23 protein-coding genes (1 of these 23 only partly in view) are annotated in these 25,280 nt (G+C 63.7%); 5 read left to right on the top strand and 18 right to left on the bottom strand.

What is annotated here, in order from left to right; translation table 11 throughout:
• On the bottom strand, positions 1 to 27 hold the 5' portion of the coding sequence (locus LB519_RS12945; protein ID WP_050580470.1) for a hypothetical protein. Its footprint begins 318 nt before the window's first position; 27 of the gene's 345 nt are visible here — the first part of the coding sequence; it begins with the start codon at positions 25 to 27; the stop codon falls past the left edge of the window.
• 244 nt (positions 28 to 271) lie between these two features.
• Between LB519_RS12945 and LB519_RS12940 the strand changes: the two genes are divergently transcribed.
• Positions 272 to 2,233: a M23 family metallopeptidase gene (locus LB519_RS12940; protein ID WP_063173803.1), complete on the top strand. Its 1,962-nt coding sequence runs from the start codon at positions 272 to 274 to the stop codon at positions 2,231 to 2,233.
• Positions 2,234 to 2,239: 6 nt separating this feature from the next.
• Here the strand turns inward: LB519_RS12940 and LB519_RS12935 are convergent, their stop codons facing one another.
• The gene (locus LB519_RS12935; protein WP_127368056.1) at positions 2,240 to 3,799 is read right to left on the bottom strand and encodes an MFS transporter; all 1,560 of its coding nucleotides are present in this window, start codon (positions 3,797 to 3,799) and stop codon (positions 2,240 to 2,242) included.
• Between the two features lie 151 nt (positions 3,800 to 3,950).
• On the opposite strand from LB519_RS12935, the gene LB519_RS12930 reads away from it, so the two are divergent.
• A complete protein-coding gene (locus LB519_RS12930; protein ID WP_063169065.1) occupies positions 3,951 to 4,583 on the top strand; it encodes a TMEM175 family protein in 633 nt (210 codons plus the stop codon).
• On the opposite strand, the gene LB519_RS12925 is transcribed toward LB519_RS12930, so the two are convergent.
• The 8 genes from LB519_RS12925 to LB519_RS12890 all read right to left on the bottom strand — a co-directional run bounded on the left by LB519_RS12925 (position 4,557) and on the right by LB519_RS12890 (position 16,274).
• Positions 4,557 to 6,062 carry a L,D-transpeptidase family protein gene (locus tag LB519_RS12925; protein ID WP_013529466.1) on the bottom strand — a complete coding sequence of 502 codons (1,506 nt, stop codon included), beginning with the start codon at positions 6,060 to 6,062 and terminating at the stop codon, positions 4,557 to 4,559. The genes LB519_RS12930 and LB519_RS12925 overlap by 27 nt on opposite strands.
• Positions 6,063 to 6,212: 150 nt before the next feature.
• The gene (locus LB519_RS12920; protein WP_224620185.1) at positions 6,213 to 6,578 is read right to left on the bottom strand and encodes an MmcQ/YjbR family DNA-binding protein; all 366 of its coding nucleotides are present in this window, start codon (positions 6,576 to 6,578) and stop codon (positions 6,213 to 6,215) included.
• Between the two features lie 59 nt (positions 6,579 to 6,637).
• The gene (clpB, locus tag LB519_RS12915; protein WP_013529464.1) at positions 6,638 to 9,244 is read right to left on the bottom strand and encodes an ATP-dependent chaperone ClpB; all 2,607 of its coding nucleotides are present in this window, start codon (positions 9,242 to 9,244) and stop codon (positions 6,638 to 6,640) included.
• A gap of 219 nt (positions 9,245 to 9,463) precedes the next feature.
• On the bottom strand, positions 9,464 to 10,408 hold the full coding sequence (locus LB519_RS12910) for a DUF4167 domain-containing protein (RefSeq protein ID WP_224620184.1): 945 nt from the start codon (positions 10,406 to 10,408) through the stop codon (positions 9,464 to 9,466).
• Between the two features lie 303 nt (positions 10,409 to 10,711).
• On the bottom strand, positions 10,712 to 11,584 hold the full coding sequence (gene prmC / locus LB519_RS12905) for a peptide chain release factor N(5)-glutamine methyltransferase (RefSeq protein WP_127371764.1): 873 nt from the start codon (positions 11,582 to 11,584) through the stop codon (positions 10,712 to 10,714).
• A complete protein-coding gene (gene prfA / locus LB519_RS12900; RefSeq protein ID WP_013529461.1) occupies positions 11,577 to 12,656 on the bottom strand; it encodes a peptide chain release factor 1 in 1,080 nt (359 codons plus the stop codon). Before prfA ends, prmC begins: the two co-directional genes overlap by 8 nt.
• A 10-nt stretch (positions 12,657 to 12,666) precedes the next feature.
• Positions 12,667 to 14,937 (bottom strand): phosphoenolpyruvate--protein phosphotransferase, encoded by a 2,271-nt coding sequence (ptsP, locus tag LB519_RS12895; protein ID WP_063169068.1) that lies wholly within the window; start codon positions 14,935 to 14,937, stop codon positions 12,667 to 12,669.
• Positions 14,938 to 15,020: 83 nt separating this feature from the next.
• Positions 15,021 to 16,274, bottom strand: coding sequence for an aspartate kinase (locus tag LB519_RS12890; RefSeq protein WP_013529459.1), 1,254 nt, complete (start codon positions 16,272 to 16,274; stop codon positions 15,021 to 15,023).
• A gap of 258 nt (positions 16,275 to 16,532) precedes the next feature.
• On the opposite strand from LB519_RS12890, the gene LB519_RS12885 reads away from it, so the two are divergent.
• Positions 16,533 to 18,389, top strand: coding sequence for a CHASE3 domain-containing protein (locus LB519_RS12885; protein WP_127371321.1), 1,857 nt, complete (start codon positions 16,533 to 16,535; stop codon positions 18,387 to 18,389).
• 11 nt (positions 18,390 to 18,400) lie between these two features.
• Here LB519_RS12885 and LB519_RS12880 read toward each other — a convergent pair whose 3' ends face one another.
• Positions 18,401 to 18,970 carry a putative glycolipid-binding domain-containing protein gene (locus LB519_RS12880; RefSeq protein ID WP_127366421.1) on the bottom strand — a complete coding sequence of 190 codons (570 nt, stop codon included), beginning with the start codon at positions 18,968 to 18,970 and terminating at the stop codon, positions 18,401 to 18,403.
• Between the two features lie 285 nt (positions 18,971 to 19,255).
• Here LB519_RS12880 and ubiG point away from each other — a divergent pair, with 285 nt between their 5' ends.
• Positions 19,256 to 20,005, top strand: a complete 750-nt coding sequence (ubiG, locus tag LB519_RS12875) for a bifunctional 2-polyprenyl-6-hydroxyphenol methylase/3-demethylubiquinol 3-O-methyltransferase UbiG (protein WP_013529456.1) — start codon at positions 19,256 to 19,258, stop codon at positions 20,003 to 20,005.
• Positions 20,006 to 20,007: 2 nt separating this feature from the next.
• Here ubiG and LB519_RS12870 read toward each other — a convergent pair whose 3' ends face one another.
• Both LB519_RS12870 and LB519_RS12865 read right to left on the bottom strand, forming a co-directional pair.
• Entirely contained in the window at positions 20,008 to 20,526 is a 519-nt protein-coding gene (locus LB519_RS12870) for a flavin reductase family protein (RefSeq protein ID WP_063173138.1), read from the bottom strand.
• 142 nt (positions 20,527 to 20,668) lie between these two features.
• A complete protein-coding gene (locus tag LB519_RS12865) occupies positions 20,669 to 21,559 on the bottom strand; it encodes a DMT family transporter (protein ID WP_127387724.1) in 891 nt (296 codons plus the stop codon).
• 96 nt (positions 21,560 to 21,655) lie between these two features.
• Between LB519_RS12865 and LB519_RS12860 the strand changes: the two genes are divergently transcribed.
• Complete coding sequence (locus LB519_RS12860) at positions 21,656 to 22,141, top strand: MarR family winged helix-turn-helix transcriptional regulator (protein WP_013529453.1); 486 nt, start codon at positions 21,656 to 21,658, stop codon at positions 22,139 to 22,141.
• 6 nt (positions 22,142 to 22,147) lie between these two features.
• On the opposite strand, the gene LB519_RS12855 is transcribed toward LB519_RS12860, so the two are convergent.
• The 5 genes from LB519_RS12855 to LB519_RS12835 form a co-directional block, all read right to left on the bottom strand.
• Positions 22,148 to 22,702 carry a hypothetical protein gene (locus tag LB519_RS12855; RefSeq protein ID WP_224620183.1) on the bottom strand — a complete coding sequence of 185 codons (555 nt, stop codon included), beginning with the start codon at positions 22,700 to 22,702 and terminating at the stop codon, positions 22,148 to 22,150.
• A gap of 122 nt (positions 22,703 to 22,824) precedes the next feature.
• Positions 22,825 to 23,250, bottom strand: a complete 426-nt coding sequence (locus tag LB519_RS12850; RefSeq protein WP_013529451.1) for a DUF1178 family protein — start codon at positions 23,248 to 23,250, stop codon at positions 22,825 to 22,827.
• Positions 23,247 to 24,113 (bottom strand): carbon-nitrogen hydrolase family protein, encoded by an 867-nt coding sequence (locus LB519_RS12845; protein ID WP_027163514.1) that lies wholly within the window; start codon positions 24,111 to 24,113, stop codon positions 23,247 to 23,249. Before LB519_RS12845 ends, LB519_RS12850 begins: the two co-directional genes overlap by 4 nt.
• 10 nt (positions 24,114 to 24,123) lie before the next feature.
• Complete coding sequence (gene grxC, locus LB519_RS12840) at positions 24,124 to 24,393, bottom strand: glutaredoxin 3 (protein WP_024503792.1); 270 nt, start codon at positions 24,391 to 24,393, stop codon at positions 24,124 to 24,126.
• A gap of 27 nt (positions 24,394 to 24,420) precedes the next feature.
• Positions 24,421 to 25,221, bottom strand: coding sequence for a ComF family protein (locus LB519_RS12835; RefSeq protein WP_013529448.1), 801 nt, complete (start codon positions 25,219 to 25,221; stop codon positions 24,421 to 24,423).
• Positions 25,222 to 25,280 lie beyond the last annotated feature (59 nt).

Raw genomic sequence — 25,280 nt, 5'->3', positions numbered from 1 at the left:
CGCATTGCCGTTCGACACCAAAGCCATCGAATGTGGGCGCCGCCGATCGAGCAGCGCCTCTCTTAGGAGCCCTCCTATATAGGAGTGTGCGATGGGCCTTGCGGAGAAGGTACACCGCCCCGCCTGGTAGAGTGCTCTATAGGAGAAGTGCCTGGGGGCAATTCGGTCGGAGCCTGGCGCTTCGTTGACTTCACCTGCCATGACAGGCAAATGTCACGGCCACAACAAAAGCGACAAGCCGTTCCGCCCGGGGAAGAAGCAGCCTTTCTGGATGCCAGACACGGAAGATGTCATAGCCGAACTCGGCAATGAGCCGCCGCTGATCGCGGATGGCCGCAGCGGCCCGCCCGACCGGCGCGAGGTTTCTGCACGCTGGCTGTCGGGAACATTTCTCACTGGCGTGACCTCGAGCGTGTTGATGGGCGTGGCGCTGTTCGCCGCTCTTGACGGCCGCCAGCAGCTGGCCACCCCACCCGAGATCGCCGAGTTGATCAGCCTTGCCGGCAACGGAGATTCCGGCGAAGTCGCCAAGACGACCAGGCTGGTGGCGCCGCGTCAGATCGCAAAGGCCAAGGACCGCCGCCGCATGGAAGTGTCGATGGTCACCAAGGTCGGCGACCGCGACGTCATCCACACCATGCCTTTCGTGCAGATCAAGATGGCCCTTGCCGCCGGCCACACCACCAGCCGCGCCTACCCCCCCTTCGACCCGATGCAAGTGTTCGGCGACGACGGCGACGACAATGCCCAGCCGGCGACGGCCGCTTCCGGCCAGATCTACGGCGCCAAGGTCGAAAGCGAGATGAGTCTGAAGACCGTCGATTTTCCGATCGACACGGCTTCCTTCGACGAAAAGAGCGACCTCTCCGCCGACGAGGTGGAAAAAGTGGTGCGCGAGGCCGGCACCGACCTCAGCGACGGCGCCGTGCAGGTCGCTTCGCTCCACTATGTCGATCCGCAGCGATTCGGCGAAGCCTTTGCCGAGAGCATGGCCGGCTCCTACGATGTCAAGATCGTGCCGGAAAACGTCTCGGTGGCGCCGCGAGCCACCGTGGACGACCAGGCGCCGGCTTTCGCCGAGGAAATCATCCCCTTCACCAAGGATCTCGACGTCACCGAGGCTTTTGCTGATTCGGGCTACACAGGGGAAGACGCCACCGGAATGGCCGAAGCCATCGCCAAGTTGCTCAATGCGACGGCGCTCAAGGCTGGAACCGTGCTGCGCGTCGGCCTCGAGGTTCACGGCGATGCCGCCAAGGTCGTGCGCACCAGCGTCTACGACCGGACCCAGCACATCGTCACCATCGCGCTCAACGATCGCGGCCAGTATGTGCCGGCGCAGGAACCGGATCCGAACCCCGAATTGCTGACGGCCTTCGATGATTCGTCGGCGCCGGTGGTGGTGCGCGGCAACCTGCCCAACGTCTATGACGGCATCTACCGCGCCGCCTACTCCTACGGCATGTCCAAGGCGATGACGCAGCGGTTGATCAAGCTGCTGGCGTCCGATGTCGACTTCCAGTCTCGCCTCAGCCCCGCCGACCGCATCGAAGTCCTGTTTTCGCAGCCCGACGGCGACGATCAGACCTCGGACAGCTCCGAGCTTCTCTACGTCTCGGCGACGTTCGGCGGCCAGACCCGCAACTTCTACCGCTTCCAGATGCAGGACGGCGGCACCGACTATTTCGATGAGGACGGTTCGAGCGCCGAGCAGTTCCTGTTGCGCAATCCCCTGCCCGCCGGGAAATTCCGCTCCGGGTTCGGCGCCCGCAGGCATCCGATCCTCGGCTATGTCCGCATGCACACCGGCGTCGACTGGGCAGCCCCCATCGGCACGCCGATCATCGCCGCCGGCAACGGCACGGTCGAGAAGGTCGGCTGGGCCGGCGGTTACGGCAAGCAGATCATCATCCGCCACGCCAATGGCTACGAAACCTCATACAATCACCAGAGCGCCTTTGCCAAAGGCATCGAACCGGGCGTGCACGTCCGCCAGGGCCAGACCATCGGCTTCCTCGGCCAAACCGGCCTCGCCACCGGCCCGCATCTTCACTACGAGCTGATCGTCAACGGCACCAAGGTCGATCCGATGCGTGTCCGCCTGCCGGTCGGCAAGGTGCTGAAGGGCGATGACCTCGTCGCCTTCAAGCGCGAACGCGAACGCATCGACGAACTGTTGAAGCAGGAAGACAGCGATTCGCTGAAGGTTGCGAGCGCCAAGATCGACGGTTGATCGGCTTCAGCCTGGCGTATCTTCGGCCTTTCGCGGCCATGGCAATCGATCACCGGGAATGGTCGTCCAGGCGATAACAGCCGCAAGCAGGCAAAGCAGCGCGGTCACCGAAGAAACCGCGGCAAACGCGGCGTCGCTGGCGGCGAGCCTTGTCGCATCGATGGCCGGGGCAAGCCCGGCTGGCGCCGGTTCACCAAATCCCGGGATGCCGGACGTTGCGCTCGCGTCCAGTGCATTCGCGTAGACCCACGCGGCAAGCGAGCCCATCGCCGCCACCGCGATCAGACCGCCGATGCGTGAGACGGCATTGTTGATGCCGGAGGCCGCCCCCGTGTCCTTGTCCTCCACCGCCGTCATGATCGCGGTCGACAAGGGCGACACGACCAGAGCCATGCCGAGCCCCATCAGCCCCATCAGCGGGAATGTTCCGGTCCAGAAATTGTGGATGCCGGCGTAGGTGAGCAAGGCCAGCCCGGCAAACGCAAAAGCCACGACCAGGCTGCCGCAGGCGATCGGAAAACGCGGTCCGATCCGGTCCGACAGCTTGCCGACAGGTCCCGACAAAAGCGCGATCGATGCCGACAAGGGCAGGAAGATGAAGCCGACCTCGGCCGTGCTCAGGCCCCAGCCGGCGATCAGCAGCATTGGCAGATAGAAAAGGTTGGCCGACAGCGCAAAATAGAGGAAGAACGTCGCCACATTGGCGCCGGCGAAAGCACCGACGCGAAACAGGCTGAGGTCGATCATCGGCTCGCGCTGCCGAAGCTCGAAGACGATGAAGACAGCCAGCAATACGACGCCGGCGGCAATGCTCGGCCCTGCCATGAGGCCCTCGCCGCTGGCGCTCATCGAGGTCAGCCCATAGGCAAGCGCACCGAAAGCCAATGTCGCGAGCGCTGCACCGCCGAGATCCAGGCTGCGTTTCTCCGTCGGCGCATCGGCCGGAACCTTGGCCAGCAGAAGCCAGATCGAAATCAAGCCCAGCGGCAGGTTGATGGCGAAGATCGCCCGCCAGATGCCGTCACCGAAGGCCGACAGCACGAAGCCGCCGAACACCGGGCCAAGTGCCGTGGTCAGCGCCGAAGCCGCCGCCCAGATGCCGATAGCACGGCCGCGTTCTTTCTTCGGGTAGGCCTTGGCGATGATGGCGAGGCTGCCAGGCACCATGATTGCCGCACCGATGCCCTGCAACGCGCGAAATGCGATCAGCACAATTGCATTCGGCGCCAGCGCACAGGCAAGCGAAGCGAGGATGAACAGCGCAATGCCGGCCACGAAGGCGCGGCGCAGACCGAATCGGTCGCCGGCAGCGCCCCCGGCCAAAATCAGCGCCGACAGCGTCAACGCATAGGCATTGGAAATCCACTGCGCCTCGGCAAGGCTTGCGCCGAGATTGACGCGGATCGCTGGTGTAGCGATGGCCAGGATGGAGCCGTCTATGAAGCCAAGCGCCGAGGCCAGAATTGCCGCGACCAGCACAAATCGTCGCCGCGACTGCGGACAAAACGTTCCATTCGTGACCGGATTGGTCAGCGGGACGGCGGCGGCTTCACTTGGCGAATGCATGAAACCTTGCTTAAACCCCCAGCGCACCGGCAACAACCAGCCAGTGGCTTGCTGTCGCTGAAACCAGCCGTTTGGCCAGGGTCGCACCCTGTCGGATGCAAATGGCGGCAACCATGCTAGGTTTCCGGAAGGTGCCGATGGGGAAACATCGATGAAGCGGCCACTTGAAGCATCGGCTGAGGGACGCGGCCGTATCGTCGGGATCACCGACGGCGTATTCGCCATCGCGCTCACCCTGATCGTTCTCGAAATCAGGGTGCCGGCGCACGAGGCGATCCATTCCGAACGCGAGCTGCTCGCCGCGATCGCCGCTCTGGCGCCGCGTTTCCTGACCTACGCCTTGAGCTTCCTGACGCTGACCATCTTCTGGTTTGGCCAGCAGGCGCAGCATGGTCTGATCGCCAAATCCGATCGACGGCTTGCCACGCTGAACCTTTGCTTTCTCGCCTTCATCGCCTTGCTGCCCTTCTCGACCGATCTTCTGGCCGACTTCCTCGAGTTCAGAACCGCGGTGCTGGTCTACTGGCTCAATCTGCTGGCGCTCGGCGTCACGCTGTTCGCGAGCTGGCGTTATGCGGAGAAAAGCGGCTTCGTAGCAGAGGATGTCGATGCGGAAACCAAACGCACGGTCTATCTGCGCATCATCAAGGCACAGATCCTGTGGGCGGTCGGCGCCGCACTCTCGCTTGTCAGTCCCTTGCTCGGCGTCGGCTTCATCCTGGTCGTGCAGTTGGTCTATGCCGCCGCGCTTCGCGGTTCACTGCTGCGCAAGGTTATCGGCTGAGGGCCCGCCGACAAACTCCACCGTCACGCCCGGCGAAACCAATTTGGCCAGCTCCCGCGCATCCCAGTTGGTCAGGCGTACGCAGCCATGGCTCTCGGTCTTGCCGATCTTCGACGGATCGGGCGTGCCGTGGATGCCGTAGGTCGGCTTATCCAGGGCGATCCAGACCGAACCGACGGGACCGTTCGGGCCCGGCGGAATGGTCAGGACCTTGTCATTTTGACCCTGCTTGAAATTGATGCTGGGATTGTAGGTGTAGTTCGGATCGAGCGCCACGCGCGACACCGTGTGTATGCCGGACGGTGACGGCGTATCCGACGAGCCGATGGTTGCGGGATAGGCCGCGACCAGTTTGCCGCCGGCGTCATAGGCGAAAACCTCTTTCTTGTCCTTGTCGGCGACGATACGCGCCACCGGCGTCGAAACCAGCCTGCCGAAATTGGCGACCTTGATGATCGTGCCGGGACGATTGAAATCGACCTCCGGGTTGAGCGCCTTGAGATAATTCTCGTCCATGTGAAAGCGCTCCGCGAGCGCCTCGGTCACCGACGTATAACCCATGCGGTCGAGTTGCGCCTTCTGGCTGTAGTCTTCCGGGATCGACGCGACATAGGGACCGGCCGCGTCCTCCGCTGTGATCGTGTAGTTGGCGAAGGCATCGCCGCCGGATTGCGCAAGTGCCGCCTGGATGGCGACCGCGTCGGTCGATCGCAGATTGGCGCCGGTGATCTGGTTGTAGGCGGCGAGCGCCTTGTCGACATTCGAACCGAAACGCCCGTCGATGACGCCAGGCGAAGCGCCACCCCGGTCTAGCAGCACCTGAAGGGCGGCGACATCCTGGCGCGCTCCCAGCGAAAGTGCCGGGGCAACGGTGGTCTTGTCGCCGGCCTTTGGCGGCAGAGCCGCCTGATCGGCGGGTGTCGTCGGCTGGGCAGGGTCTATCGCGGCCTCGTTCAGCGGCTGGCGCTTGATGGTACCCGGCTTAGCCGGCTGCGGCGCGTCGGGATAATTGTCGTCGTAATTGCCATCGTCCTGCGGCGCCGGCGGGTAGGCTTCGGCGGAATTGTCCCCATAGGGATCGTACTCATCCGCCGGCGGCGGGATAACGCGGCCTTCCTCTTCCAACTGCTTGCGCCGGAACCGCGCCATGTCTTCCGGATCGTCGAGATAGTAGCGGTCGTCGCCTTCGGGGGCGCGGCCCAGTTCGCGCAGTCGTGTCTCGCGGCGCAAGGCGCGGCGGTCGAGCCGGGTCTGCGGCGGCTGGATGGCGATGACCTTGCCGGTATCGGCATCGACGATCACGCGGTTGCCCCTGGCGTCGTAGTAGATGTCGAGATTGCCGTCCTGGGCGACAAGGATGCCCCCGGTATCGGCGGCGCGGACAACCCTTGGCGCATTGTCCGTCGTCGGCGCGGCGAACGCCCCGGAAGACACAAGCCCGGCGGCTAGCGCCGAGAGGGCAAAGATCGTGCGGAACATGGTGGCCAAATTCTCCGGTCCGTAAATTTGCCGCCGCCGGCATTGTCTTCTGGCGAACCCCTTCGCCAGCAAACCAGTTACACCATCCTATGGTTCCAACATGAACCGGGCATGAAGATGGCGGTTTTCCGGCGCCTCAAGGAATATAGGCTAGCTTTCGGCAAGTCCCAATTCCTTGCGCGCCTGCCTGGTAAGCTTCAGGGCGACAAGGCGATGGCTCTCGCGCAGATAGTCCTTCAGCGCGGCATCATCCATGCTCTGGCTTGTCCGACGCTGGATCCATGTCATGCCGCGCGAGGCAAGATAGGGTGCAGGCCGTAGCCCCGGCTGTTCCTTGAGCACATCATAGGCGATATCGGAACATTTGAAGGTGACGAAGAGCTGCTGGCCATCGTCCCAGCCGCCGATCGCGAAGACCTTGGCCCCCACCTTCCAGACATGGGCGCCACCCCACTGGACGACATAGGTCGTCGAAGGCAGCGAGTCGCAGAAGCTGTTGTAGTCGTCCAGTGTCATCCCCGCCCCACGTTTTATATGAAAACGCCGCGCGTCCAGGAAGGACGCGCGGCGCAGGATCAGGCTGCCGCTTCCGCCGCGACGATCGTCGGTTTGGAGCGGAAATTCAGCCGGTCGGAACCGGCTGTCACCTTGACGGTCGAGCCGTCGAGGATGTCGCCGAGCAGGATCTTCTCCGCCAGTGGGTCCTGCAATTCCTTCTGCATCACCCGCTTCAGCGGCCGCGCGCCATAGGCCGGGTCGTAGCCCTTGGCCGCCAGCCAATCCACCGCCTCCTGGTCCAGCGATAGCGTGATCTTGCGGTCGACAAGCAGGCTCTCGAGCCGCTTGAGCTGGATCTCGACGATGCGGCCCATATCCTGCCGGCGCAGCCGGTGGAACAGGATCACCTCATCGACGCGGTTGAGGAACTCCGGCCGGAACGATGCCCTGACGACGTTCATCACCTCGTCGCGCACCAGATCGACATCCTGGTCCTCGGTGAGGTTGACGAGATATTCGGCGCCGAGGTTCGACGTCATGATGATCAGCGTGTTGCGGAAGTCGACCGTGCGGCCCTGGCCGTCGGTCAGGCGGCCGTCGTCGAGCACCTGCAAAAGCACGTTGAACACATCCGGATGCGCCTTCTCGATCTCGTCGAACAGCACGACCTGATAGGGCCGGCGCCGCACCGCTTCGGTCAGCGCGCCGCCTTCCTCATAGCCGACATAGCCGGGAGGCGCGCCGATCAGCCGGGCGACCGAGTGCTTTTCCATGAACTCCGACATATCGATGCGCACCATGGCGCTCTCGTCGTCGAACAGGAAGCTCGCCAGCGCCTTGGTCAACTCGGTCTTGCCGACACCCGTCGGTCCGAGGAACATGAACGAGCCGATCGGCCGGTTCGGATCCTGCAGGCCCGCGCGGGCGCGGCGCACCGCTTTCGACACAGCTTGCACCGCCTCGCCCTGGCCAACGACGCGCTTGCCGATCTCGTCTTCCATGCGCAGCAGCTTGTCGCGCTCGCCCTGCAGCATCTTGTCGACAGGAATGCCGGTCCAGCGCGAGACGATATGGGCGACGTGGTCGGGGGTAACCACCTCTTCGACCATGCCGGCTTTGCCGTCCTGGGCCTCGGCCTCCTTCAGCTTCTTTTCCAGTTCCGGAATCTTGCCATAGGCAAGCTCGCCGGCGCGCTGGAATTCACCCTTGCGCTGGGCAATGGCAAGGTCGTTGCGCGCCTCGTCGAGCTGCTTCTTCAGGTCGGCGGCGAGCCCGAGCTTCTGCTTCTCGGCCTGCCACTTGGCGGTGATCTCGGTCGATTCCTCCTCAAGGCCGACGAGTTCCTTTTCCAGGCGGGCGAGCCGGTCCTTCGAAGCATCGTCCGTCTCGACCTTCAGCGCCTCGCGCTCGATCTTGAGCTGCATGATGCGGCGATCGATCTCGTCCAGCGCCTCGGGCTTGGAATCGACCTGCATGCGCAGCCGCGATGCGGCTTCGTCGACCAGGTCGATCGCCTTGTCCGGCAGGAAGCGATCGGCGATGTAGCGGTTGGACAGCGTCGCCGCCGCCACCAGCGCTGAATCCGAAATGCGCACCTTGTGGTGCTGCTCGTATTTCTCCTTCAGGCCGCGCAGGATCGAAACGGTGTCTTCCACCGTCGGCTCGTCGACGAAAACCGGCTGGAAGCGCCGGGCAAGGGCTGCATCCTTCTCGACATGCTTGCGATACTCGTCGAGCGTGGTGGCGCCGACGCAGTGCAGCTCGCCGCGCGCCAGCGCCGGCTTCAGCAGGTTGGACGCATCCATGGCGCCATCCGCCTTGCCGGCGCCGACCAGCGTGTGCATCTCGTCGATGAACAGGATGATGTTGCCGCTGGCCGAGGTGACTTCGGAGAGCACGGCCTTCAGCCGCTCCTCGAACTCGCCGCGATATTTGGCGCCGGCAATCAGCGCGCCCATGTCGAGCGCCATCAGCTGCTTGTCCTTCAGCGATTCCGGTACGTCGCCATTGACGATGCGCAGTGCCAGGCCTTCGGCGATCGCCGTCTTGCCGACGCCGGGTTCGCCGATCAGCACCGGATTGTTCTTGGTGCGGCGCGACAGCACCTGGATGGTGCGGCGGATCTCGTCGTCACGGCCGATCACGGGGTCCAGCTTGCCGGCACGGGCATCCGCAGTCAGGTCGCGCGCGTATTTCTTCAGCGCGTCGTAGCCCTGTTCGGCACTCGCCGAATCGGCGGTGCGGCCCTTGCGGACATCGTTGATGACCTGGTTGAGCGCCTGCGCGGTGACGCCGGCCTTGGCCAGTATGTCGGCGGTCTTGGCCGACTTTTCCATGGCGAGCGCCTGCAAGAGCCGCTCGACCGTGACAAAACTGTCGCCGGCTTTCTTGGCCAGTTCCTCGGCGGTCGAAAACACTTTCGCCAGCGGCTGGGCCAGATAGAGCTGGCCATTGCCGCCCTCGACCTTGGGCATCGCTTCGAGCGCCGTCTCGACGCCAAGCTTGACGTCGCGGACGTTGCCGCCGGCGCGTTCGATCAGCGACGCGGCCAAGCCCTCGTCGTCGTCGACGAGCACTTTCAGGATATGTTCAGGGGTGAATTGCTGGTGGTTGCGGGAAAGCGCCATGGTCTGCGCGGACTGGATAAAGCCGCGCACGCGCTCTGAGTATTTCTCAAGGTTCATATCTGTCTCCTTCCATCACCGGCCCGCTTTGCGGCACCGGATCCGATTGCGGTGACGGACCCGCTCATTCGAGCCGGGTCCAGTTGAGGCTGATATGGTGCACAGGCGCTGAACCCTCAAGACGTCCCGATATCGGCAACCACATAATATTGCACGGCCGCCCAAACGAAAACGGCGGAGATTTCTCTCCGCCGCTCAATGCCTTGAAATGCCGTTGGGTCAGTTATCGATATCGACATTGACCGGTTGGGCGTTGCCGCTGTCGGCCGGGGCCGCAGCCACCTCGCCGGCGTCGGTCCCGGAACTGGCATTGTCACTACCGCCATCAACCTGATCGGCGTTGACGCGCGGGCGGCGCGGACGACGCGGACGACGGGCAGCACCGCTTTCGGCGGCCGCCTCGTTGAGTTCGGCCTGGGCGGCAAGACCTGCCGGGGAAAGGTTCTCGAACGACGGAGCCGGTTCGGCCGGCGCCACAGATTCGGTCGGCGAAACGGCTTCGCCCTGGACCGGGATCTCGTTGCCCTGGGGCTGACCACCTTGCTCGGCGGACGATGAAAAGTCGCGCTGGCCGTTCTGGCCATAGCCGCCATTGGGGCGGCGATCACGATGGCGCCCGCCATTGTTGTCGCGGCCGCCATTGTTGCGCCCGCCATTGTTATCGCGGGCCTCGCGGCCACCTTCCCGGTTCAGCGCGACCTCGGCCGGCGTACCTTCGATAACCGGCTGCGGGCCGGCGCCATGGTTGACCACCGGGATCTGGACGTCGGAAGCAGCGTTGCTGTTGTTGCTGCTATTGTCGAAATCGTCGCGGTCCTCATCGCCATCATCGTCGAAATCATCGCGATTCTGCTGCGTGTTCTGGATTGGCATCTGCGCCTGTGCGGCCGCAATGATGCGATTGTAATGCTCGGCGTGCTGGAGATAGTTCTCCGCCATGACCCGGTCGCCGGAGCTGTGTGAATCACGGGCAAGGGTGGCGTATTTTTCGGCGATCTGCTGAGCCGAACCGCGGATCTTCACGTCCGGGCCATTGCTCTCGTAGTTGCGCGTCAGGGGATTAGGCCCCTTGCGGTTGTTGTTGTTATTGTTGTTATTGTTACCACCGCCGCCGCCATTGTTGTTGCGACCGCGCATGCGCCTGTTCTGCTGTTGTGGCCTCATCAAACTCTCTTCATTTTGAAATTTTCGAAAAACTCTTCACGAACGGAGGCGCTCATGCAGCCAGCCGTTTCGTCTCTTCACCGGCGTTCGCCCGCATCGATTGCGTTGGCGCCACGTGTCTTCCTGTTCCGGTTACATCACTTGCCGGACGATTCCCGCACGAAGCTTGGGCATCGTTTGCGCAAGAAGGCAGCTATTTCCAAGGAAAACCGAATCGCTAAGAGCACTGCCTGCTTCGTCTCATCCGGTTAAGGCGACCCTAGCCGCATTCCCCGGCATTGCCAAGCGCTTTTTTGCACTGCGTCAAGGCTTTATCCTTTCAAAGACAATAACCCTGTCGTTTCCACCGAGGTCACGGAAAACACTGCCCGGCGCATAGCCGGCTGCAGTGAATATCTCGCAGACCTCGTTGCGTTGCGTATGGCCGATCTCGACCGCAATTCTGCCTTCAATTTCCAAAAACCTTGCCGCTTCCGCAGCGATGGTTCTGTAGGGGTTCAGACCGTCCGCGCCGCCATCCAGGGCTAGGCGCGGGTCGAAATTGCGGACTTCGTCCTGCAGATTTCCAATGTCTTCGGAAGATATATAGGGAGGGTTTGCGACAATTACATGGTACCGGCCGGAAACTTTTTCGAACCAGTCCGACTGCAGCGCCGTGAACCGGCCCGCAAGGCCCAGTTGCCCGGCATTGCGGGCCGCCGTCGCCAGCGCACCCGCGGACAGATCGACGCCGGTGGCATTAGCCGTCGGCACGACGCTGAGCAGCGCCAGCGCAATGGCGCCGGTGCCGGTGCCAAGATCGAGGATGCAACACTCGCCTTCCTGCGTCGCAACCGCCTTGACGAAGGGCAATATCGCCTCGACCAGCGTTTCGGTATCCGGCCGCGGTTCCAGCGTTTCCGGCGACAGCGCCAGGCGCAAACCGTAGAATTCACGATAGCCGAGGATGCGATGCACAGGTTCGCCGCCGGCGCGGCGTCTCAAGGCGGCATCGATTTCGGCAACAGCGCCGGCGCCGACCCTGCGTTCGGGGTCCGCAATGGCTTGCGTGCGCGTCGTGCCCGAAAAATGCTCGACGATCAGCCTCGCATCGAGCGTCGGGTCGTCGACGGTGCTGCCGAGCCGAGCCCGCGCTTCCCGCAGCAGCGGCCCGAGCGCGTTGGGCAGGTCAGTCATCGATGCCGATGTCGGCGAGCAGCTTGGACTGATGATCGGCGATCAGCGCGTTGATGATCTCGTCGAGTTCGCCCATCATCACCCGGTCGAGCTTGTAGAGCGTCAAATTGATGCGATGGTCGGTGACGCGCCCTTGCGGGAAATTATAGGTGCGGATGCGTTCCGAGCGGTCACCGGAGCCGACCTGTGACTTGCGCGATTCGGAGCGCTCCTCGTCAGCCTTGCCGCGTTCGAGATCATAGAGGCGGGCGCGCAGGATCTGCATCGCCTTGGCGCGGTTCTGGTGCTGCGATTTCTCAGCCTGCACGACCATGATGCCGGTCGGCAGATGGGTGATGCGGACGGCCGAATCGGTGGTGTTGACGTGCTGGCCGCCCGAACCCGAGGCGCGCATCGTGTCGATGCGGATGTCTTCGGCCCTGATGTCGATGTCGACCTCTTCGGCCTCGGGCAGCACCGCGACGGTTGCCGCCGACGTGTGGATGCGCCCGCTGGCCTCGGTCGCCGGCACGCGCTGCACGCGGTGCACGCCGGATTCGAATTTCAGATGCGCAAAGACGCCCTTGCCCGACACCGTGGCGATGATTTCCTTGTAGCCGCCGGCATCGCCATCGCTGGCCGAGGCGGTCTCGAAACGCCAGCCGCGTTCGGCGGCGTAGCGTTCGTACATGCGAAACAGGTCGCCGGCGAAGAGCGCGGCCTCATCGCCGCCGGTGCCGGCGCGGATTTCGAGAATGGCGTTCTTGTCGTCGGCGGCATCCCTGGGCAACAGCAGGATCTGAATGTCCTTCTGCAGCGCCTCGATGCGGTCCTCGACCCCTGGCAGCTCGGCCTCGGCCAGCGCCCGCATCTCGGCGTCGGTGCCCCTGTCGGCAAGCATGGCTTCGAGGTCGGCCTGTTCATGCTCGGCCGCGCGCAGCGCCCTGACCTTGGCCACCATGTCCTGGATTTCGGCATATTCGGACGCCATCCGCACATAGGCGTCCGGCGCCGGGCCGGCCGACATCTGCGCTTCGAGCATCTCGAAACGCTTGACGACTTGATCCATACGATCGCGGGGCAAATTGACCATGATGAGGCTGCTATAACGGGATCGAACGGTCGTCGGCAAAGGCCTGCAGCAGCGCCCGCATCGGCAGGCCCTGTGCCGGAGCCATCAGATTGTCGTCGAAAAACGCCTTCAATTCGTCCAGCGGCAGTTCCGTCAGCATCGCCTTGACCGGCCCGATCGAGGCCGGCGACATCGAGATCGAGCGGAAACCGAGTCCGATCAACGCCATCGCCGAGATCGGCTTGCCGGCGAGTTCGCCGCACAGCGTCACCGGCGTGTGATTGCGGACGCCGGCATCGGCGATCTGCTTGAGGACGCGCAAGAAGGGTGCCGACAGCGTGTCGAAGCGGTTGGCCAGTTGCGTGTTGCCGCGGTCGACGGCCATAACGAACTGGAACAGGTCGTTCGAACCGACCGAGACGAAATCGACCGCTTTCATCAATTCATCGAGCTGGAACAGCAGCGACGGCACTTCAAGCATCGCCCCCAGCTTCAGGCTGGTCGGCAAATGATGGGCAAAGCGCGACAAATGCCGCACCTCGCGGTCGATGATCTCGCGTGCCTGGGTAATCTCGCCGAGTTCGGTCACCATCGGCAGCATCAGCTTCAATTCGCGGCCGCCGCTGGCCTTGAGCAAAGCGCGGATCTGGGTGCGCAGCAGGCCCGGCCGGTCGAGCGTCAGGCGGATCGCCCGCCAGCCAAGCGCCGGGTTCTCTTCCTGGATCGCGCCCTTGAAATAGGGCAGCACCTTGTCGCCGCCAATGTCGATGGTGCGGAAGGTGACGGGCTTGCCGCGCGCCGCTTCGAGCACGTCGCGGTAGAGCTTTTCCTGGGCCTCGGCCCGGGGAAAGGTGGAAGCGACCATGAATTGCAATTCGGTGCGGAACAGACCGATGCCGGCCGCACCCGCTTCGGCAAGCTGCGGCAGGTCGACGGCGAGACCGGCATTCATCAGCAAATCGACCTGGACACCATCCCTGGTCGTCGACGGCTTCTTGCGCAGTTCGCGGTAGACCTCTTGCCGGCGCGCCCTGAAACGCACTTTTTCGGCATAAGCGGCCTCGAGATCTGGCTGCGGCCGCAAATGGATCACGCCCTCCTCGCCGTCGACGATGATGGCATCGCCGTTTTCCGCCATGGAAACAGCGCCCTTCATCTGGCCGGCGACGGGGATGCCCATGGCACGCGCGACGATGACGACGTGGCTGGTCGCTGCACCGTCCTCGAGCACCAGCCCGCGCATCTTGTCGCGGGGATAATCGAGCAGTTCGGCAGCCCCCATCGAACGGGCGACGATGATGGCGTCCTTAGGCAGCGATGCCGCGACATCTTCCGGCCCGCGCCCCATCAGCTGGCGCAGCAGGCGGTTGGCGAGGTCGTCGAAATCGCTCATCCGCTCGCGCAGATAGGGATCGGTCATGTGCAGCATGCGGGCGCGCATGTCGCTCTGCACCTTTTCCACCGCCGCTTCGGCCGTCAGGCCGTTGCGGATCGCCTCTTCCAGCCGTCGCACCCAGCCGCGATCGTTGGCGAACATGCGATAGGCTTCCAGCACCTGGCGATGCTCGCCCTCGAAGGCGACGTCGCGGCGTTCCAGCATGTCGTCGATGGACAGCCTGAGCGAGCTGAGTGAGGTCTCCAACCGGCGAACCTCTTCCTCGCTGTCCTCGTTGAACAGATTGGTGACGACGATGCGCGGCTCGTGCAGCACGACATGGCCAAGCCCGACGCCTTCATTGAAGGACAGGCCGGTGAAGCTGACAGGACGGCGCAGATCGAGTTCGAGGCCGGGCCGGGTCAGCCGCGCCAGATCGCCGGTGGCGATCATCTCGGCGATCACCATCGCCGTGGTTTCCAGCGCCTCGACCTCGTCGTCGCGGTAGTGGCGCATGGTCTTGTTCTGCACCACCAGCACGCCCAGCGTGCGCCCTGCCCGCAGCACCGGCACGCCCAGGAACGAGTTGTAGATCTCTTCCCCGGTCTCCGGCAGGTAGGCGAAGGCAGGGTGTTCCTGCGCATTGGACAGGTTGAGCGGCCGCGCGCTGGCGGCGATGGTGCCGACCAGGCCTTGGCCCAGCCGCAACTGCGCCAAATGGACGGCGTTCGGGTTCAGGCCTTCGGTGGCGTAGAGTTCGAGCACCGAATCGGCACGCAGCACATAGAGCGAGCAGACTTCCGCGACCATGTTTGAGGCGATGTCGCGCACAATCCGGTCAAGCCGCTCCTGCGGCTCCAGCGGCTCCTGCATGAGCTCGCGGAGCCGTTTGAGCAAAACGCGCGGGCCACTGGCCTGATCACGCATCGCGGCTTGTTCTCCAATGGGCATTCTGCCCGCCGCAGTTTCCACCGCGACCGGCGCACACGCAACAACTCAAATCGTTCTCGCTACTGCTTATCCAGACCGTAGACGGAATGCAAAGTACGAACCGCAAGTTCCGTATACGGGCCGTCGATCAGGATCGAAATCTTGATCTCCGAGGTCGTGATGGCGCGGATGTTGATCGATTTGTCGGCCAGCGCCTTGAAAGCGGTGGCGGCGACGCCGGCATGGCTCCTCATGCCGATGCCGATGACCGAAACCTTCGACATGCCGGCTTCCGACTGCACGACATCGTAGCCGATCGAGGCCTTGAGGCGTTCAAGCACGGCCAGCGCCTTGTCGACATCGCCCGACGGCACGGTAAAGGTCATGTCGGTGAACTTGCCGTCCTCGGAAATGTTCTGGACGATCATGTCGACATTGATGTTGGCCTCGGCCAGCGGCCCGAAGATGCCGGCGGCAACGCCCGGCCGGTCGCCGACCCGGCGCAGTGAAATCTGCGCTTCGTCCTTGGCGTAGGCAATTCCGGTGACGACCTGCTGTTCCACGATCTCTTCCTCGTCGCAAATGAGCGTTCCGGGCGGATTGAGCAAATCCCCCATTCCGGGCGCATCGGGATCGTCGAAGGACGACCGCACGAAGGTACGCACCCTGTGCACCATGGCAAGCTCGACCGAACGCACCTGCAGAACCTTGGCGCCGAGCGAGGCCATTTCAAGCATTTCCTCGAACGAGATCTTGGCCAGCCGCCGCGCCTTGGGCTCGATGCGTGGATCGGTGGTGTAGACCCCGTCGACATCGGTGTAGATGTCACAGCGATCGGCTTTGACCGCCGCGGCGATGGCGACAGCACTGGTGTCGGAGCCGCCGCGGCCGAGCGTGGCAATACGATTGTCCGGGCCGATGCCCTGGAACCCGGCAATCACCGCCACCTGGCCCTCGCCGAAGCGCTTGATCAGGAACGCACCGTCAATGTCGAGGATGCGCGCCGCCCCATGCGCATTATCGGTCTTGATCGGGATCTGCCAGCCCTGCCAGGAGCGGGCGTGCACGCCCATGTTCTGCAAAGTGATGGCCAGCAGGCCGGCCGTGACCTGCTCGCCGGAAGCGACGACCGCATCATATTCGCGTGCGTCATGCATCGGCGAGGCCTCACGCGTCCAGCCGACCAGTTCGTTGGTCTTCCCGGCCATCGCCGAAACGACCACCGCCACCTCATGGCCGGCGTCGACCTCGCGTTTGACGTGACGCGCCACGTTGCGGATGCGGGCGATGTCGGCGACGGAGGTTCCGCCGAATTTCATCACGATGCGCGCCATGGGAGCGAAATGCCTTTGACTGAAGCCGGATCCCAGCCAAAAGCCGGAATCCCGAAAAGCGGAAGGCCGGCTGACGCCGGCCGCTGAATGCGCGGCCTCCTTAGCCAAATGACGAAGGTTTCGCAAGGCTGGCGGCCAATTGCCGGCTCCAGAAGCCGGCATATTGCCTTCCGCCCCGGCGCCGCCTACGAAATGCTGCCTGCGGGGAATTCTTTTGGTTCGGCATAGCAGATGATGATTGCTCGGTTTCGACGTGCCATGCGATGGCAATCGCTCCCGCTTGTCGCAGGCTTTGCGGTGCTGGCGCTTATTGTCGGCAGCCGTGCCATGCTGGTCGAGGAACAGCGGGCCAACCGCGCCGCCGCGCGCGAGGCAATCGAATATCAGCAATTGCTTTCGGGTCTGCTTTCTCTGGCACAGGAAGCCGAGAACGGCCAGCGTGGCTACCTGCTGACCGGCGAGAAATCCTATCTCGAACCCTATCGGAGCGCTGTCGGCGCCATTCCGGGGCAACTTGCCCGTATCGACAGCTTGACCGCCCCCGACGACCAGTTCGTCCAGCCGATCAACCACATCAAGGACGCGCTTTCGCAAAAGCAGGCTGAACTGGCCGAGACGATTGCCCTGTACGACCAGGGCAATGCGACGAAAGCGCTGGATCTGATTCGCAGCGGCCAGGGCAAGGCAGTCATGGACGAAATCCGAACCAGCATGGATACGGTCCGACGCATCAGCGCCGCAGCCGTCGCCGCGCGCGACGCGCATACCGACCAGGTCGAGACCTGGCTACGCATCGGTTCGGTGGCGGCACTGCTGGCGATCTTCCTGCTTGCCGGCTACGCGATCAGGGAATCGCGCCGCCGCTTCCTTGAGGTGGCGGTCGCCCAGGAGGAGTTGGTGCGCAAGAACGTCGCGCTCGGCAGTGAGATCGAGACACGTGAAAAGGCAGAATCCCAGATCCGCCAGATGCACAAGATGGAGGCGGTCGGCCAGCTTACAGGCGGCATCGCCCACGACTTCAACAACATGCTGGCGGTGATCATCAGCGCCATGAACCTAGCCCAGCGCAAGCTGGCGCGCGGCGAGCACGATATCGCACAATTCATCGACGCGGCGATCGATGCCGCGACCCGTGCCGCCAATCTGACGGCCCGGCTGCTCGCCTTCTCGCGTCAGCAGCCGCTGGCGCCGCAGATCGTCGACGCCAACCGCCTGCTGACCGGGATGTCCGACCTGATCCGTAGGGCACTCGGCGAAACCATCCGCATCGAAACGGTGCTGGCGGGAGGCTTGTGGAAAACCCATGCCGACCCGAGCCAGATCGAGAACGCCGTTCTCAACCTGGCCGTCAACGCCCGCGACGCCATGGGCGATGACGGCAAGCTGACCATCGAGACCGCCAACAGCCATCTCGACGACAGCTACGCCGCCGCCCATGCCGAAGTCGCGGCCGGCCAGTATGTGATGATCGCCGTCAGCGATACCGGTTCGGGCATGACCCCCGATGTCATGGCCAAGGCCTTCGAACCCTTCTTCACCACCAAGCCGGTCAACAAGGGCACCGGCCTTGGATTGAGCCAGGTGTTCGGCTTCGTCAAACAGTCGGGCGGCCACGTCAACATCTATTCCGAGCCCGGCGAAGGCACGACAATCAAGATCTACTTGCCGCGGTATTTCGGCGCCGAAGAGCCGGCCGTGCCCACCGGGCGCGGCGACAACCCCGCCGCACCGGTCGCCGAAACGATCCTTGTCGTCGAGGATGATGCCCGCGTGCGGGTCTCCACCGTCGAGGCCATACGCGAACTCGGATACACCGTCATTGATGCCGCGAGTGGCGAGGAAGCGTTGCAGAAACTGGCGGAGAACCCGAAGGTCGCCCTGCTGTTCACCGACATCGTCATGCCCGTCATGAACGGCCGCAAGCTGGCGGAAGAGGCCGTTGCCCGCATGCCGCTGCTGAAGGTGATCTTCACCACCGGCTTCACCAGGAACGCCGTGGTCCACAACGGCGTGCTCGACCACGACGTGCATTTCCTCGCCAAGCCCTTCACCATCGAGCAACTGGCGGCGAAACTGCGTGACGTACTCGGCACGACGCAGGTCGCGGCGGACTGATCACAATCGCTTCAGCCTGACGCAGCCGCGCGTCTCCAAAGGCCGGGATAGTCGACAACGAAGCCGTGCGGCGAGACGTTGAGGGTTTCGTCATAGCCGAACACCGGCGCGGCATAGGCATAGCGAACCGTGTCGAGACGCCGATAGGTCTGATCGAGGCGCACCAGCCTCAGTTCAGGGAAAGTCAGGTAGGCGGCCGGGGCAGGCGACGCTTCGCCGATCCCGAGGCCATACCGGCGGATCGCCACCAGGTTCGATGCCGGTGTGAAGCCAAGATCAACGTCGACAAGGCCGTCGACGCCCTGCTGGACTTCGCCGTTCAGCGTCCACTGGCCGTTGAAATCGCGTTCGATCGCATAGTGCAGCTGGCGCGTGCCGAGAAAGCCTTCGACAAGCGCCGCCCGTGTGTGCCAGCCGGCATCGCAATCCACCCCGTAGGCGAGGCAGCACGGCTTGCCGTCGTGGATGAAGATGGCTTGTCCCTTGAGGCTGTGCCCGCCATCGGTCTGCGCAAGCAGACAGGCATCATGCCCCTCCACGTCCAGCCGATGCCAGAGGATCGAAGCCGTCATTGCTGTCATCGTCACCTCCTTCGAGTTCAAAACGATGATGTGTTCCTTCGCCCGCCAGGCCAATTGTGTTTCACCGCGGCGCACTCCAGCTGACATGCCCTGACAGAATCCGGCTCCCTGCCGGCAGAGGAAAATTGTTGCCTTGACATTCGCGGCTTCACGCCCGACTTCCTAGCGCATGACCCCGAAATCGAAGTCGATTTCGGAAAGGATCATGCGCAGAATCTAAAGTGCTACAGCGTCCTTTGCGCGTCCAAGAGGACGCGCGGCGCTGTAGTGTCGAGGAGACCAACTATGCCAGAGCCCCGACGATCGACGATCGATGCCGGAGAAGTGGAACGCTTTTCCGCCCTTGCCGCCGAATGGTGGAACCCGAACGGCAAGTTCCGTCCCCTGCACAAATTCAATCCGGTCCGGCTGGCCTATATCCGCGACCAGATAGCGACGCGCTTCGGCCGTGACCCACGCGCTGCAAGGCCTTTCGAGGGACTGCGCATCCTCGATATCGGTTGCGGCGGCGGACTTTTGTGCGAGCCGATGGCGCGGCTTGGCGCCGAGGTTGTGGGCGCGGATGCCTCCGAAACCAACATCGAAGTGGCCAAGCTGCACGCCGCCGAAGGCAATGTCAGCGTCGACTATCGCGCCACGACGGCCGAGGACCTTGCCGACGCCGGCGAGAAATTCGACGTCATCCTCAACATGGAAGTGGTCGAGCATGTCGCCGACATCGACCTGTTCGTCGCCAAATGCGGCGAGATGGTGCGGCCCGGCGGCATCATGTTCGTGGCCACCATCAACCGCACGCTGAAGGCGCTGGGCTTAGCCATCATCGGCGCCGAATATGTGCTGCGCTGGCTGCCGCGCGGCACCCACCAGTTCGGCAAGCTGGTGCGCCCGGAAGAGCTCGAAAAGGCGCTTGCCGGCGCCGGCCTGACTATCATCGACCGCACCGGCGTCACCTACAATCCGCTGGCCGACCGCTGGGCGCGGTCGAAGGACATGGACGTCAACTACATGGTCCTGGCGGAAAAAGGCTCGGTCTGACCTTATTCAGAATTCAGCGGCCGGTAGCCGCCGCGCCAGTAGATCAGCGCCTGGCCGGCATCGGACGTGCGCACGGCCTCGACCGAACCGATGACGATGGAATGCGTTCCGCGATCGATCATTTCATCGAGGCTGCAGTCGAATGCGGCCACCGCATCCGAAAGCAGCAAAGCTCCGGTCTTGAGCGTCACCCATTCGGCGCCCTCATAGCGGTCCTTGCCCTTGATGCCGCCGAAGCCGGAGAACCGCTCGGCCACGCGCTGATGCTGGGGGCCAAGCGAGTTGACGCCGAAATGCCGGTAGCGTTCGATCACCGGCCAGGTCGACGATGACCGGTTGACACAGGCGATCACCTTGGGCGGCTCGGCCGACAGCGAGACGACCGAAATGACCACCAGACCGGAGCGATCCTCGCCGGTGCCGGCGGTGATGACGCTGACATTGCCGACGATCAGCCGCATCGCGGCGCGAAAATCAGCTACATCGACGGCAGTCTCCTCGGATGTCTTCGGTTCGGTCATGGCTTGCTCCAGAGCACGATTCCAAAAAGGGAAAGGTCCTCGGAAAAGACCACGCTCAAACAAGAAGATAAAGCAGATCTGGATACAAATTCAGGTGAGATCGGCTCCAGGCGCGAAGGCAGTTCGGATCCCCTGCGACCGCTCACGCCTTCTGGCTTTGTGCCCTGGTGGTGATGAACACGCCGGCGGTGATGATGAGCGCGCCTGCCCAGGTCAGCAACTGATAGTGCTCGCCAAGGAAGAGGGTTCCGGCAAACAGGCCGACGGCCGCCGCCACATAACCGATCTGGCTGAGATAGACCGGACCGCCGACCGCCTGCAGCCGGAAGAAGAACGCGAACATCGCCGATGCCGACGCGACCTGCGCGACGACGACCAGCGGCACGCCGCCGAGTGGGACGAAAGCTTCGCCGCCGAACAGGAGGAGAATGCCGGCAAGCAGCATCGCCGCCGACGCCAGATGGCTGCCGACGGCAAGCTCGATCGGGCCGGTGCCGTCCGGCCAGTCGACCGTGCGATAGATGTTGCCGGCGGCAAGGCTGACCGGGATGAGCAACCCCATCGCCACCCAGAACAAATCGGCCGGCTGGCCGGCCTCGCCGCGCGTCACCGCGACCATGACGGCGCCGACGAAGCCGACGGCGATGCCGACAATGCCCAGCATGTTGGGGCGCCGGACACGCAGCAGGATCGAGAACACCAGCGTGATGACCGGCGACAGGGTGAACATGATGCCGGTGTAGCCGGCGCCCAGATGCGGGATGGCCGAGAACATCAGGAGATTGGGGACAGCATAGGACACCGCGGCGGTGACGAAGAAATAGCGCAATTTGTGCGCGGTGAGCCGGACCCGCTTGCCGCGAGCCAAGAGCATGCACAGCAAGACCCCGCCGGCGCCGAGCGAGATGACGAAGGCCCAGACCATGGCCGGCACGCCGGCAGCCGTGGCGAGCTTGCCGAACGGCAGCGTCAGGCCGAGCAGGCCGCCGGTGACGACCAGCAGGCCGAGCGCCGAATCCCAGAGAAGCTTCATTGACCGAATCCTGTAGCGCGGCTCTTGGCCGGCATTGCATCTTGCAGTAAGATAACGTAAAGATTCTTAACGTCAAGATAAATGATGGTGAGACAGTTGGACAGGGCAGCACGGGCGATCGAGCAATGGAAGCGGGAACGACCCGATCTGGACGTCTCGCCGATGGGTGTGCTCGGGCGGCTGAACGAGGCCGCCTCGCTGATCGCCCGCGAGCGCCTGGCGCCGTTGTTTGCCCGTTATGGATTGCAGTCCGGGGAATTCGACGTGCTGGCAACGCTGCGCCGCTCTGGATCACCCTACGCCCTGACGCCGACCGCCCTCTATGAAGCGACGATGGTGACGTCAGGCGCCATGACCAACCGGCTCGACCGGCTCGAAACGTCCGGATTGATCCTGCGCGGGCCGCACCCCAACGATCGGCGCGGCATTGTCGTGAGGCTGACCGAAAAGGGCCTCGCGTTGATCGATGAGGCTATTGCCGCCCATGTTGCCAACGAGCATGAGATTCTTTCCGGCCTGACACCGGCCGAACGGGAGACGCTCTCTCGGCTGCTTGAGAAATTGATCGGGAGCGTGAGCTAAGCCGGGTCAGTTCGTAGGCTGCCGCGAGAACCGGCGCCGGTGTTTCCAGCGGCGGTATGATACGGTGAGGTCGACAAGCCGGGTCGGCATGTTGAGGTAGAGCAGAGCATCCCGCAAACCGCTGAGATAGCGCTCACTCATCGCCTTGTCGGAAAAGTCCGGCATGGCCTCGAGTGTCGCTTCGGCTTGCTGGCTCCGGCCCTTTCCGGTCGGCAATCTGGCCGCAAAGGCTATTTCTCGACGCAGACAGACCTGCTCCACGCGATCCCGCAGCGCCTCTTCGTAGCCGATACAACATCGCATAAGCCGCGCGTGGGTGGCTTCATGGACGATAATCGAAGCGACCAATTCCGGCGTCGTCCCTTCGCTGATGACATGGCGCTCGTCCAATTCGCATGCCTTGGAAGAGTTTGCCCATTGCGCGACGGAAGCAGGAAGGGTTGTGACAAATACCTGTCTTACGTCACCAAGCAGCCGTCTGTAGCGCACTGGATCAAAATCACGAATAAGCTGAAGCGCCTCGACGATCTTGTCGGTGCCCTTGTCGCTGATGATGAGCAACCCGTCGATCGTTCGGGTACCGCTAAGCTTGACGGCGCCCCAGCGGGCCAATCGGCCAACGACGGCTCTTATGCTGCGTCGCGGCTCAATCGCTTCTGGGTCGCGCAAAGCTCCCTCGGAACTCAGTTGCGGTCGTCCGGAAACACCGGGATCGGCATGAACTCGACGCCGTCCTCGACCAGGCTCTTGGCTTCGTCCAGCGTCGCCTCGCCATAGATGCCACGCGGGTCGCTCTCGCCGAAATGGATCTTTCGCGCTTCCTCGGCGAACTTGTCGCCGACATAATCGGCATTCTCGCGCACCTTCTCGGCCATCGCCTTCAGCTGCGCCAAAGCCTGCTTCTGCGCCTCGCCCATGGCCAGCGCTATGGTTTCCTGCTTGCGCGCCGTGGAGACGGCCGGCGCCATCAGTGCTTTCTGCACCTTGTGCGAACCGCAGCTCGGGCAATCGACGAAGCCGCGCTTCTTCTGGGTGTCGAAATCGTCGTTGCTGCGGAACCAGCCTTCGAATTCGTGCTCGTGCTCGCAGATCAGGGCAAAACGGATCAAGAGGCTGCACCCCTGAGCCGTGGCGCCTCGCCCGAGCCGGCATTGACGGCGAAATCCCGCGCATTCCTGAGATTGGGGATCTTCTTGCGCGCGGCAAGCGACTGCGCCGGGTCGATCTCGGCGACGATCACCGCCGGTTCGTCATGCGCGGCTTCCGCAATGATCCGGCCCCACGGATCGACGATCAGCGAATGACCGTAAGTCTCGCGGCCGTCTTCATGCAAGCCACCCTGCGCGGCGGCGACGACATAGGCGCCGTTCTCGATGGCGCGGGCCCTGAGCAGCACGTGCCAGTGCGCCTCGCCCGTCTGGCGGGTGAAGGCAGCCGGTACGGAAAGCAGGTCTGCGCCGGCCAACGCCTCGGCGCGGAAGAGTTGCGGAAAGCGCAGATCGTAGCAAACGGCGAAGCCGAGCTTTGCACCCTCGATGTCGGTGACGACGGCCTCGGTTCCCGGTTCATAGGCGGCGGACTCACGCCAGCTCTCGCCATTGTCGAGATCGACGTCGAACATGTGGATCTTGTCGTAGGCGGCGAGCGCAGCACCATCCGGCCCGAACAGCAGCGCCCGGTTGGCGAGCTTGCCGTCGGCGCGCAGAATGGCGGTCGAGCCGATATGCAGGAAGATGCCGAGCTCCTTGGCCAGCCTGCGCGCGGTCGCGACGACGATGTCCTTGTCCTCCGACGTGAACGATGCGGCGCGAGCTTCCTTGTCGCGGATCAGCGCCCCGGTCATTTCCGGCGTCTGGATGTAGGTGGCACCTAGGCTGGCTGCTTCACGCACCAGCCGTTCGAGATCGACGGCGTTGCGCTCGGGGCTCTCGCCCGAACGCATCTGGATCGCAGCGGCCTTGAAAACACCCATCGTCATTCCCTCAATTCGTCGCGCCGTTGGCGAGCAATTTGTCCAGCCGGCCTTCGGCCTCCAGCTCGTGGAGGTCGTCACAGCCGCCGACATGCGTATCGCCGATGAAAATCTGCGGAAAGGTCGTGCGGCCATGCGCCCGGGAGATCATCTCCTGGCGCAATTCCGGCGAGAAGGAGGCATCGTGCTCGGTAAAGGCGACGCCCTTGCGCTCGAGCAGCCGCTTGGCTGCCGTGCAATAGCCGCACATCATGCGGGTGTAGATCGTGACATCGGTCATGACGAATTTCCGCTGTTCGTTGCCGACTTATATAGTCGCGGACTCGTCCGCCCGAAAGTCCCCCGGCAACACACGCGCAAAGGTCAGCACGTCGACGGCGGCCGCACCTCCCCTTTTCAGCGCCTTGGTGGCGGAACGCACCGTGGCGCCGGTGGTATAGACATCGTCGATCAAAAGTACCCTGCGGCCGGCGATCTCGATTTCCGCCTCGGCGGGCACCCGGAACGCGGCCCGCACATTCTCCTCGCGTTCGCCGCGCTCCAGCCCGACCTGCTGGCGGGTGAGTTTCACGCGCCGCACCGCCGACGGGGCGAAGGGCAATCCGCTAAGTGCCGAGACCGCCCTTGCCAGTTCCGCCGACTGGTTGAAGCGCCGCCTGAAAAACCGCCGCCAGTGCAGCGGCACCGGCACCACCACATCCGCTTCGGCGATGAGATCGGCACCCGCACGCATCATCCAGCGCGCCATCCAAGGTGCCAGATCCGTGCGATCCTGGTATTTCAACCCTTGCACCATCTGGCGCGCAACGCCGGAATAGGCGACCGCCGCCCGCGCCCGCTCGAAAGGCGGCGGATCGGCAATCGCCTCGGCCGACAGAAAGCCTTCGCCCATATGGTGGGTGAACGGCGTACCCATGACAGGGCACCATGGCCGCTCCAGCAGCCTGAGCTTCGGCCAGCAGGCGCCGCACAGCACGCCCGGTTGCGAGACATGCCGGCGGCAACCGGCGCAGACCGGCGGAAACAGCATCCGCGCCGGCCAGCCGACAACCGACCGGGCCAGGTTCGTGATCCCGATGGACTTGATCTTGGGCATCGGATCGGCCACGTGGTTGCTCCTGCGCGCCACTATATCAACGATCTCGGAGCGTGGACAAACAAAGGATC

Source organism: Mesorhizobium sp. AD1-1 (assembly GCF_020164655.1).
GTDB lineage: Bacteria > Pseudomonadota > Alphaproteobacteria > Rhizobiales > Rhizobiaceae > Mesorhizobium > Mesorhizobium ciceri.
The sequence above is the reverse complement of the archived record's forward strand: the minus strand, read 5'-3'. Positions and strand labels throughout refer to the sequence as shown.